The following is an 11574-nucleotide window of genomic DNA, read 5'->3' on the forward strand; positions in this document are numbered from 1 at the left end:
TCGTCTCTCCGATGCGCCCCGGTGACCGACGGGAGTCTCAGGTCGCTCGCTCCGATTCACCACTCGCCGAATCGGTCTCGAGAAACACCGCCGCCCGGGGCGGGAGCAGTTCTCGGTCGAAGAGGGCGTGCTCCAGTGAGAGAGCCCCGGGTCCCGAAAGGGAGATCCCGATGCCGAGGAGGCCGAGCAAGAGGACTAGTTCGTACCCGCCGTTACTGACGGCGAACCCGTTCGGGAGATGCACCAAGAACATAGCAGTGAACATGTCGGCGGCGATCAGGACGCCGGCGTACCGAGCGAACAAGCCAAGCAACACCAGGAGTCCGCCACCCACCTCGACCGCCGTGACGAGCCAGGCGAACAGCAACGGGGCAGGAACGCCGAGCGAGGCCAAGAAACCGGCGAACCCCTCGACCCCTCCGCCGCTCGCGAATGGGCCGAGGTTCAATTTCCCGATGCCGTGGACGAAGATGACCAGGCCGAGCGCGATGCGGACGATGAGGTGGCCAAAGTCAGTTGCAGTGTATCTCATGGTGTCGTCGACGATCGTACGTGGGCAAGCAACTTTAGTAGGCGCTGGCCACTCTCACCGACGGTCAGAACTCGGTCCAGTAAGGACAACTGTCAGATTGACAATCAGATATTACTCTCTTTCTCGACGTAACTGGCGAGGGATCTCGAGCGAAGGGATTTCAGGTTCAGTTCAACCGCTGGACTCTCAGTCCCCCGTCCTCCTGCGCGGAGCAGATACAGATATACGGCTCTGTCCATCAGCTGCTGTAACTGAGCAGTAGACGCTCTCAAGGCACACACAACTGTATACAGAATGTCCTGTTGTATTTATATTATCAGAATCCCTACTACATATCGATGAAGTACAATGAACTTCTATCCAACTGAGAAGAACGTCGGCGGTTGGGACCGTTTGCTCCGGCTCATCGTTGGGCCTGCGCTCCTAGTTGTGGCAGCAGTAGCAGCGGGGGGTATCGTCACTCTCTCACCGCTGTTGATAGCCTCGAGTGCGGTAGTAGGGCTGATCCTGACGGTCACGGGCCTGACCCAGAAGTGCCCGCTGAACAACGCACTCGGAATGAACACCTACAACGATGGAAAAACAGCAGGAAGTGAGACTGAGGGGGAGTCCGCCAAGCGGACGCTCTGAGTGACTACCTCTGGTTTCTTACGATAGGATTTCGGGCGTAACCGACTAGCTGCGTGCTTGTAGTAGTAGCGACCGCTGAGCGGACCGCGACAGCGGAATCGTTTCCCCTAGCGAGGCGGAGGCCCCCAATTCAAGGAGCGACCGGCGGTAGCCGCGAGTAGGGTGTTGACCAACATCGGTATCTCCGTTCTCTGCGTAGTGGTCTAGAATGGCAGACCGGTCAAGCTATACACGGCGCACGTTCCTTGCGTGTCTCGGTACGGCTATCGTCGGTGGCGCGACCGGACAGGTCATCACGGACGATACGGCGACCGCTTCTGAACGACCGGCTACGAAACCGTCTACGGCCAGGCGGACTGATTACTCGTGCCGGGTCACGCCCGAGGTCGTGACTGAACGGGACAGCGAATCTATCTATCCGCTGCTGACGTACAACGATCGTACCGGTGAGTACGACATCACCATGCCGGTGAACATTCGTATCGACCTAACTGATACGGACTACGACCTGACGGCTGTGCAGGCCCCGATCGATGTTCACACTGGCTGGACACAGCTCGTTGCGACCGTGGGCAAATACTGGCCGACGAGAGATGCGAAACCAGCCGAAGTATGGGATAGTGATACCCAGCAGCTCATCTCACCGGTCGGCAACTACCGAAAACCAAGCGATCCACTTGGCCCACAGCTTGGCTTTCATCTCTATCTCTGGCCGGTCAGGTTTGAGGGTGACCTCGTCGGTGTCGCAGGCCAAGCGCATACAGATATTGGGACCGTCACCGACCACATCGGCAGCCGGTTCGATCGCGCGGCTGAGCTCGTGAGTGCAGCGTATGCGGCAGCGGGCTGGCGTATTACCAGTACGGAGTTCGAGTATGGAATCTCCGAGGGGTATCTTGATTTCTGGGGAGCGACAGGTGATCGAGTGATCCGCCCACCGAAATCCTAGCCAAAGATGTCTACTAGATGGCTGAGCCGTGACTTCGCCCTACTACCGTCGCGAATTCAGTTACTCATTGGAACCTGAATTCGGATTATGCGGGGTTTTTCGAGGCGTCGACTCGGTAGCGCTCGTCGAGGTGTAGCGGAGAACAAACGGTGTCGAGAGAAATGAGACTGCCCAGAGGCCGAGAAGGAATCCACCACTTGGGGTGCTAAACCGGTAGCTCAACGCGACTAACAGGAACAGTCCAACTCCAAGCTCAGGGATGGTTTTGCGGATACTCTCGGTCCACGTGAACGTCCGGGACGTCTTCCGGGATGGGGTCCAGGTCATCGTCCCGAAGAGGAGTGCAGCCGTCACTCGAAGACTCATCCCGAGAACGACGAGTGTTTCCAGCACGGCAGTCGTCAGAAACTGCCTAACCACCCCCCGCGCAGCGACGCTCCGATGGAGAAAGATGAACGCGAAGACACCCCCGGCGAAGACCATATTGGGGGCTGCGATGGTCATGGCTCGTGACTCGACAGCGGCGAGCAACACCATACTCAACAGAATCGGTGTCACTGCGTAGAACATGACCGGCGTGAGACAGTTCAATCGGGTGCCGGCCGAGACATCGCTGTCGGTCAGTATCGGGAGCATCTGTCGGTTCGCTCGCACCCAGCGCATCGTTCGGACGCGGAGGGCATGGAGATCGAGCGGAAACCCCTCGTACGAAAAGTCATCCACGACGACCGCCCGCCAGCCGGCCTTATCGAATTTCACCGTGAGGACGAAATCCTCACAGATCAACTCCTCGTCGTACCCGCCGGCATCCAGCACTGCGTCCGTGCGAATCAGTCCCCCAGAGCCCCAGTACGTGTTCTGTCGATACACGAGTTTCATGACTGGCGGCGCGATGCGAGTCGACCATTTCACCCCACGACCGATGATACGTGCGAACGGCGTCGTTGCCAGCTTCGGATGCACTTCTTTGAGCAGTTGGAAGATCCCGATGTCGGCGTTGTCAGGGTGCTCTGCATGGGCAACGAGGCGCGTTACGTTCCCGGGCGCGAGCATCGTATCGGCATCGAGCGTGATGAAGTAGTCGTACTTCTCTCCATGCGCGCCGAGCCAATCGTTGATAATGCCGGATTTGCCGCCACGCGTCGTCTCACGTGTGAAGTGGCGCCAGTCATCGAAGCTGAGCTCTGTAGCTATTGCCTCCGGCACGTCGCTGTCTGACAGCATCCAGAAATCGACTGGATACTCGACGGCGTTCGCTGTCTGTGCGACACAGTAGGGTACAATGTCGTTATACGTGGTGTAGAGGACGGCGACGCGAGGCGTCTCTTCGTTGCGTGAGACTCGGGGAAGAGCTTCACCCGCATAGACGAAATGATACAGGAAGTTCGTGAGGAGCAGCGCGAACGGAAGAAAGGCGATAGCCGCTAAACCGTAGTACGCATAGTCGACCACGGTCGTCGGAGCGACTAGTATCCACTCGACGGTCACTAACAGCGCCCAGACGCTACTAATTACAGCTACATGTGCTCTCGGCCGAAGGAGTGGGTGCTGGTTTTTCACCTGTTGGGTTATGTGTAGTGGCAGTGTCCCACTGGATTAGTAGATGGCTCCTACGCAGTTGGTCACCACTGCGTTCTGCTATCGCTCGCTCTATAGGTATCGTGGTAGCGAGGTAAAATACTCTCTCTCACTCTTGCACCGTTTGCGTCAGCGAGCCGCGAAACCAGCCATCGCCCGCTTCAACGGCCGTTCTCGACCTCTAGCTCTCCTTCTAGTTCGCCTTTTCGCACTTGGACGTTCAGCTCACCGGCTTTGTCGCCGGTCGCCGGAACGACCACTACGAACTGTCCGTCCTGGTCGGTTTGCCCGACGAGTCTCCGGTCACCATTGCCATCCTTGACGTATACGTCAGCATTTGTAACCGGATCGCCGTCGATAGTCGCGGTGATCGTGATTCTGTTGCCTGGTCCGACTGTGCCCTCATACGAGATGTCAATCGCGCCGCTGCGACTACCGGACTGCCCAGCGTTCGGAGCCGCCTGTTGCCCGCCCGCAGAGACGTCGAGCGTTGCTTGAGTCGTAGTTGTCAATCCCTGGCCGGTGGAGAGGCTCGCGTCGACCTGCTCCCGGAGAGCGACGCGCACGCTGTCAGCCGATTGAATCTGCCCCCGGATCTCACCGGCAGGGTTCTGTTCCGTATGAACGTTCACGTACGCGGTTCCGTCCCGAAGCCGAGACAGTAACGCATCGAGTGACTCACCTGCGAGTGGGCCGACCAGGTTCTCGTCCGTAATCGAACCACGCCCAAACACACCGGTTCCGGAGATGCCGGAATCAAGCGGCCCAGTGAACGCCCCCTGTTCGTCCTGTGCGCCAAAGAGGAACGCGACGGGCGGGCCGTTTTCGTCGGCAGCGCCCAGATGGATGTGTGCTTGCGTGGCGGCGTCGATATCCGCGACGAGCAGCGAATAGTGGAGTTCGGTCCCGTCCTGATCGAGCCCGAGCAACGTCGCCCCCGCAGCAGCCGTCTCGACAGGGTCCGGACGCTCTTGCGTACCGGACAACCGCCCGGCGCTGAACGCTTCTGAAACTTGTAGTGCGCTATTGCCCCCCGAGTTCCCCGTACTGATCGTCCCGCGCATCGAGTTCGGGTGGACTTCGCAGTAGTAGGTCTGCATCGCCTCTGTCGCTTCGATCTCGACAGTTTGGGTCTCACCTTCGGTCATGAGAATATCCGTCCGAAATATCTCCGAGCCGCTGCCGTCCGTGATGACGAAGTTATGTGGGCGACCGTCGATGTTCGTCCACGTGAGCGTGTACGTCTCGCCGGCCCGCAACTGAAGCGTTGGGTTCTGCGTCCCGCTAATGGATGCCGGTGACCGACCGACCCAGCCATCTCTACTCCCATCCAACGAGATCGGCTGAGTCTGAGCGAGCGCTGTTGCGCTCGTTCCGGCGAGGGCACCGGTCGCCGCGACGAGTCGCAGAAACGTTCGCCGGGAGCTATCGAGATCGCCACCGATGGATGATTTGTCGTCCATGAGATAGTATTTTATTTGTTACACTATAAGCCGAGTTGTTAGTTCAAACCGTTAGCTCAGGAGTATCTCTGAGAGGACAGCCGGTCACGACACTCGTTTTTCAGTTTTTCCTGCCAGTATGACGCAGATTGGAAATTAGCCTACTGCGTTCGTCTGCTATTCGCCTCGTACACTCCGCGAGAGTAGTAAGACTGCAGTATCTGACGGTCGACCCAGATTCGAGCGTCAGCTATTATCTCGCCACCGTTCTCGGAACACAGCGCAGCGACAGCATCGCGAAGCGGTTTACGAGGTCGACCGGCGATGGGTCAGACACGTCGCAGTGGTTCCTACCGGGGTTCGAACGTCTGTGGTGCTGGTCGTCGGACGAGTAGCTGTCGCCATGACGATGAGATTATCGTGATACGAAGCAAGAGCAACGTCGACGACAACGCGCTCTGTGTCGTCGTCGGCAGTTTGACTCACCGCATCGAAACGAGTCGCCGTCGTCTGCCGATCGGCGACGGTGAGTGAGTACGTTCCATTTCGAGTGAAGTCCTGTAGCGAGCCGTATCCGTCGAGTCGGCCAGCGAACTCACGCGCGAGCTTCGTTGGCGACCACTGAGCGATGGGGTTCATCGACTGTCCGAACCGCTCGACTTTCGGCGTCGAGATCACGACGGACGTACTGACCGTCTCGGTGTCGCCGTCCGGCCGTTTCATATCGTGGTCGTACTCGGTGACATAGTTCGAGACGAGGACCTCGTGGGGCATATCGAGCGCTTCGAAATTACGTGTGACATTGTGCCAATCTCCTGACTCCCGCTGATATGACGACTGAGCCATCGTCTCTGGGCACACTTCGACCGGCGTCGCAACGAATTTGGTTGTCATGTCGTCTCTGTCCGGCCCCGTCGGTGAGTCACCCGTAGCACCAGCGATCAGCATACTATTGAACACGACTAACGCACCGATTGCGACCACTGCAGCATATTTGCCAATATCACCCATTATCGGTGAAGAGAAGGGAGATGTGTGTAAGAATGGATTAGCTAACCCGACTAAACTGCGGATGTTTCAGCTGAGGCTATCGCTTTCAGCGGTTTCGGTGTTGTGATACCCAAAATGACGGAAATAAATGCGGAGGCACGCTCTGCACTCGGTTTTCACAGCAACTCGCGAGAGGGCCTCGTGCCCACCGTAGCACGGATGGCACTATAGAACTGGTTTCGACACGACGCTCATCGCCAAGAAGTCGAAACAGCAGTTCTCGCTCGCGCTATCGAATTCCGTACCTAGTAAAAGGCAGTTATACACCGAAATCTCGTGCAGCCGCCGAAATCGGGGACTACAGATCCAATGTAAAACCGTTAACAACCGAGTCCTACACCTGAATGAGACGCTTACCGAATTCTGTTATAGACTTCCCTACAATCAAGTGGGGATTTGTTGAAGCAGTCGATGCCGAAAGACGAACCGGAGACGGACCGATCAGATAAGCCCGCCTTACGCGCGGACTCACAAACTGGTGACAGCGATAAGCCAGACGAAATGAATAACGAGGCGCAACTTCTTGGGACGACTGGTAACACGACCAGACGGAATTTCCTCAAAGGGGGCAGTTCGCTCGCTGCGGCCGCCGCCTTCCCCACCGGGGCATCGAGCGCCGGCGAGGACGAGCGCACCGACCACGTTCCGGACGAACCCGATGGGGGTGGCAAAGTTCGCCACTTCGACGTTCACGCGATCGACGTCGACATCGTGTACAACCGCTACGGCCTCCACCAGCCCGTCGGCGTGATGTACGCACTCAAGGAAGACGTCGACGAGATACGCGAACTCTCCGGGAAAGTCCCCTGCGACCAGCGAGTCGTCTTCGACGATGACGACGAAGCCGAGGAGAGCTTCTGCGACGACATTCCGGATGGAAAGAAGGCAGACGGCGATACGCGACTGATTCAACCGCTCACGCTCCGCGCGGAGAGAGGGGACATCATCGAGATCGAGTTTCACAACGATCTCGACTGCAGGGTCTCCTCGATGCACCAGACGTCGCTCCCGTACGAGGTCAAAGAGAGCGACGGGATGGAGGTCGGTTTCAACCCCGACACGACCGTCGAACCGGGCGAGTCGATCACCTATCGGTGGCACGCCGCCGAACTCGGACAGCACTTCTTCCTCGACGGCGCCAACCAGGCGTTCGACAGTGCCGACGAGGACCCGCAGAAGGCGAACCTCCTCTCACGGGGTCTGTTCGGCACGGTTTCGGTGTTCCCGCAGGGAACCGACTGGACCGATCCGTTGACGGGCGAAGAAGTGCAGGGGCGGGTGCAAGCGGACATTCACCTCCCCGATGACGTCCCCGACGACGCGGTCGAACAGGGGTTCCCATCCGGCACGAGTTACCGGGAGTTCCTCGTGCATTATCATACGCCCGAGGGGATTCAGACGGCCGACGGCGGCCAACTGACGTATCCCAACAGCGATGAGGAGCAGACGGTCCACGCGATCAACTATCGCGCGGACCCGACAGGGAATCGCATCCCGGCACTGGAGAACGAGGAGAGCGAACTCAAGGAGTCCTTCTACAACTCCTGGCTCCACGGAGACCCCGGCGGCGGGGACAACGTCTACCCGATGTACGTCGGCGATCCCGTCAAAGCGGTCGCCGTCGGTGCGTCCGTCGAAGAAAATCACGTTCACCACCTGCACGGTCATCGCTGGAAAGAGGTTCCCGGTGACATCGAGTCCGACACTATCGACTCTCAGACGGTCGGTCTGGGAGCCACTTACACGGCACCTTACGTGACCGGGGCTGGAGAGCCCCAAGCCGGACTCCGCGATTTCACTTCTGTCCGTCCCGACATGGACTTCACAGACGCGTTCGAAGTCGGGGCCGGCGGCGCTCACGGGAGCCCCGGTGACTACCTGTTCCACTGCCATCTGTTCCCCCACTACGGCGAGGGGATGTGGGGACTGATGCGCGCCCTCGACAAGGAGACCGACGAGCTGCAGCCCCTCCCGAACAACGACCCGCCGATCCCGAAGGAGTCGGACATCCCCGGCTATCCCGAGTTCATCCCCGGGGAGTTCAACGAGGACCCGCCGTTCCCGCCGTACGGCGCGGCCGGGAAGGAGGAGTTCCGCGATCCCGAACCCGACGAAGAGAGGGCGCTGACTCGCGAGGGGGAGATTCTCCCCGGCGCTCCCTACACCGATCCGTGTGAGCCGGACATCGAGGACTTCGAGCCCGAATACGAGGGCGAAACGCGCGAGTACACTATCGTCGCTCTGCCGGCGGACATCGTCTACAACGACGCCGGACACCACGACCCCAACGGCATCGTCTACGTCCTCGAAGAGCACGCCGACCTCGTGAAGGAGGGGAAGATGAACCCCGAACCGCTCGTGATCCGCGCGAACGTCGGCGACTGCGTCGAGATAACGTTCAGGAACGAAGTCACCGACGAGAACATCGCGGCGATCCCGGCCGATCGAACCCCCGACAACTCGGAGGGCAAACCCGAGAGCGTCCCGATCGAGGAGGGCGGCAAGTCGAATCACATCCACTTCGTCTCCTACGACGTGCTCGGGTCGGACTCGCTCGCGAACGGATTTAACTACCGACAGGATTCCCAACCGGGATGTGAGGCGTACTACCGCTGGTACGCCGACGAGGAGGGGACAATCTTCTTCCACGACCACATCACCGGCATCGAGGACGTGATGCACGGATCGTTCGCGTCGCTCGTGGTCGAACCGCCGAACTCCGAGTGGCTCGATCCCTACAACGGCGAGCCGATCAAGAGCGGGACGCAGGCGATCATCGACCCGGAAGAGGGCGAGGCCTACCGCGAGTTCTGCGTCGCCTACCAGGACTTCGCGCAGCTGCTGAATCGCGACGGCGAACTGATCAATAAGGATGCGGAGCACAACGAGAACTCGGGGGTGATGTCGCTCAACTACCGCAATACCCCCTACTACATCCGCGACGACTGCGATCCGGCGTACGTCCACTCCTCGTACGTCCACGGCGATCCCTCGACACCGGTGTTCGAAGCGTACGAGGACGATAACGTTCGCTTCCGACTCTGGCAAGCGTGCTACGAGGAACAACACAACTTCAGCATCCACGGCAAACAGATCAACCCAGTCGGATTGGACCCGCAGGATACTATCTCCCAGATCATCGGCACGTCCGAGGCGTTCACGTTCGATATTGTGAAAGACGACTATGGTACCGACCACGACGGATTCGAAGAGCTACGGAAGAATCCGTCCGGACTCCCGATCCGGGACTACGTCTATGGCTCGACAATCGTCGACGACCGCTGGGACGGGATGTGGGGACTCTACCGTGAGTTCGGCGGCGAGGTCGATCATCTCTATCCCGTCCCTGGACAGGGGACGCCCAAGAAGAAGATCAAGGAAAAGGATCTCAAAGAGATGGGCCATCCCGCACCGTGGAGCGACTTCGACTGGAGCGAGAAGGGACAGCTCGCTCGCTTGCTCTACGACGAAGACGACGATTGCGAGTTCCCGCCCGACAAGGACGCCCGACAGAACGACTCCATCGATGGGGACCCGCCGGACATCGCACCGCGTCCGGGCGACCCCTGCCCCGCGGACGCCAGAAAGCGGTCGTTCGACGTGAGCGCGTTCAACACGGAGATCACGTACAACGAATACGACGACCACGACCCGATCGGAATCGTCTACGCGCTCGAAGAGAACATCGAGGGCATCGAAGACGGTTGTCTCCCGCTCACACCGCTGACCCTTCGCACGAACGTCGGCGACTGTATCGAGGTGACCCTGACGAACGACGTCGACTTCGACGAAATCGAGGAGATCGAAGAGGACCTCCAGGATAGCCAAGACGGCGAGGGCCACGCCCACCCGCGGATGCAGACGAGCCGGCCGTGGGAGCGCTCCGAGCGCATCTCCCTTCACCCACAGCGGTTAGACTACGACGTACTCGCCTCCGACGGTGTAACCGCGGGGTTCAACTGGGACCAGACGATCGGGCCGGGTGAGAGCATTACCTACAGGTGGTTCGCCAACGGGGAGGTCGGAACGTCCGTTCTGTTCGATCACGCGGACCTCCGAAGCAACCGCCACCACGGCGCGTACGGTCGAATACTTGTCGAAGACGAGGGCGTCAAATATCTCGACCCGCACACTGCCGAACCCGCCCGGCAGGGGATCGGCGACTCGACGATGCTGAAGGTACCCGACGGCCCCGACAGGCGGAACTACTCGCTCGCGTTCGCCGACGGCCAGTTCATTCTCAACGAAGACGACCCCGACGACTGCGTGGTGCCGCCGGGCCCCGATATCGAGGACCCCGATGACCCCTGCAACCAGCTGGGTGATCCGGAGGACCACGGCTACCAGGCGATCAACTACCGGAACGAACCGTTCACCCGGCGGTTCGACGAGGATCCCGACCCTCCTGACGTCTATGACTCCGACACGCACGGCGACCCAGCGACACCGGTTCTCCGAGCTCTACTCGGTGATCCCGTGACGTTCCGCGTGCACAAGACAGCGGACAAAGCCGACGGACTCGTGTTCCACCTCTCGGATCACATGTGGAAGCGGTTCCGCGGCGTCGAGAACTCGGCGACTATCGGCGTGGACGACCGAGTTACGGTCGGCAAGGCCGATAACATCGAGCCGCTCTACGATGCGGGCGGATACACCAATAGCACCGGTGACTTCATCTACCAGGAGACGCGGGAGCGCCGCAAGCTCGAAGCGGGCTACTGGGGAATCTTCCGCGTTCGCGATAAGCTGCGACAGTTCGGTAAACCAGTTCAACCGCTCCCCGACCAAGCACATAATATCCCACTGCGGAAGCGTCCGGAGTGGGTCGTCGCGACCGGGGATATCGACGGTGACGGGACGAAGGATCTCGTCGTCGGCGTCCCCAACAGCGTGTTCGGGAGCAAAGAGGCCGGCGCGGCCTACCTGTTCTTCGGCCCGGTCGAGAAATCGGAGATCACGGATCTCTCGGACGCCGACATCCGGGTCGTCGCTGAACCCAATGACGGTGATCCGAAGGTCGATATCGTCGTGAACGACACCGGCGCTGCCGACTCGATCGTCGACCTCATCAAGGACACCGTTCTGACGGTCAAGAACTGTAAGGACCTCGACGTGACCTTCGATAAGCACACCGCGGAACACTTCGAGAGTGCGACGGTCACAATCGGTGACGACGAAGTCGACGTGGAACTGGACGACGTTTCTATCTCGGAGAAGGGAACCGTCGTCGCCACGTTAGCCGATGGAACCACGCTAACCGTGCGCGGCTGCCAGTCGTTCTTCGACGACTGACCGCGTCGGATAGCGCGGCGGTACGACTCCCGATTTTTCCAGTTGTCGAAGACGGCGCGCGCGGAGATTCTTTCCGAGGCGGTCGCGTCACGCTGTGGCAC

At 59.7% G+C, this 11574-nt stretch carries 7 protein-coding genes; 3 read left to right on the plus strand and 4 right to left on the minus strand.

Translation table 11 applies throughout. The features are described 5' to 3' along the window. Positions 1-37 precede the first annotated feature (37 nt). Positions 38-532 (minus strand): DoxX family protein, encoded by a 495-nt coding sequence (locus EGH23_RS03285; protein ID WP_220578594.1) that lies wholly within the window; start codon positions 530-532, stop codon positions 38-40. A 348-nt stretch (positions 533-880) separates the two neighbouring features. Here EGH23_RS03285 and EGH23_RS03290 point away from each other — a divergent pair, with 348 nt between their 5' ends. Next, complete coding sequence (locus EGH23_RS03290; RefSeq protein WP_220578595.1) at positions 881-1162, plus strand: YgaP family membrane protein; 282 nt, start codon at positions 881-883, stop codon at positions 1160-1162. 388 nt (positions 1163-1550) lie between these two features. Continuing rightward, positions 1551-2111, plus strand: coding sequence for a hypothetical protein (locus EGH23_RS03295; protein ID WP_220578596.1), 561 nt, complete (start codon positions 1551-1553; stop codon positions 2109-2111). 60 nt (positions 2112-2171) lie between these two features. On the opposite strand, the gene EGH23_RS03300 is transcribed toward EGH23_RS03295, so the two are convergent. The 3 genes from EGH23_RS03300 to EGH23_RS03310 all read right to left on the minus strand — a co-directional run bounded on the left by EGH23_RS03300 (position 2172) and on the right by EGH23_RS03310 (position 6142). Next, positions 2172-3599 carry a glycosyltransferase family 2 protein gene (locus EGH23_RS03300; RefSeq protein WP_220578597.1) on the minus strand — a complete coding sequence of 476 codons (1428 nt, stop codon included), beginning with the start codon at positions 3597-3599 and terminating at the stop codon, positions 2172-2174. Positions 3600-3850: 251 nt separating this feature from the next. Beyond that, positions 3851-5152, minus strand: coding sequence for a CHRD domain-containing protein (locus EGH23_RS03305; RefSeq protein ID WP_220578598.1), 1302 nt, complete (start codon positions 5150-5152; stop codon positions 3851-3853). 285 nt (positions 5153-5437) lie between these two features. After that, complete coding sequence (locus EGH23_RS03310) at positions 5438-6142, minus strand: DUF6517 family protein (RefSeq protein ID WP_328765784.1); 705 nt, start codon at positions 6140-6142, stop codon at positions 5438-5440. Between the two features lie 540 nt (positions 6143-6682). On the opposite strand from EGH23_RS03310, the gene EGH23_RS03315 reads away from it, so the two are divergent. Next, positions 6683-11473: a multicopper oxidase domain-containing protein gene (locus EGH23_RS03315; protein ID WP_220578600.1), complete on the plus strand. Its 4791-nt coding sequence runs from the start codon at positions 6683-6685 to the stop codon at positions 11471-11473. Positions 11474-11574 lie beyond the last annotated feature (101 nt).

This window comes from Haloarcula nitratireducens (genome assembly GCF_019599505.1).

Bases quoted from the DNA above. Each gene is read 5' to 3' on its own strand.
- EGH23_RS03285 (WP_220578594.1), bottom strand. From the start codon at position 532: ATGAGATACACTGCAACTGACTTTGGCCACCTCATCGTCCGCATCGCG.
- EGH23_RS03290 (WP_220578595.1), top strand. From the start codon at position 881: ATGAACTTCTATCCAACTGAGAAGAACGTCGGCGGTTGGGACCGTTTG.
- EGH23_RS03305 (WP_220578598.1), bottom strand. From the start codon at position 5,152: ATGGACGACAAATCATCCATCGGTGGCGATCTCGATAGCTCCCGGCGA.
- EGH23_RS03310 (WP_328765784.1), bottom strand. From the start codon at position 6,142: ATGGGTGATATTGGCAAATATGCTGCAGTGGTCGCAATCGGTGCGTTA.
- EGH23_RS03315 (WP_220578600.1), top strand. From the start codon at position 6,683: ATGAATAACGAGGCGCAACTTCTTGGGACGACTGGTAACACGACCAGA.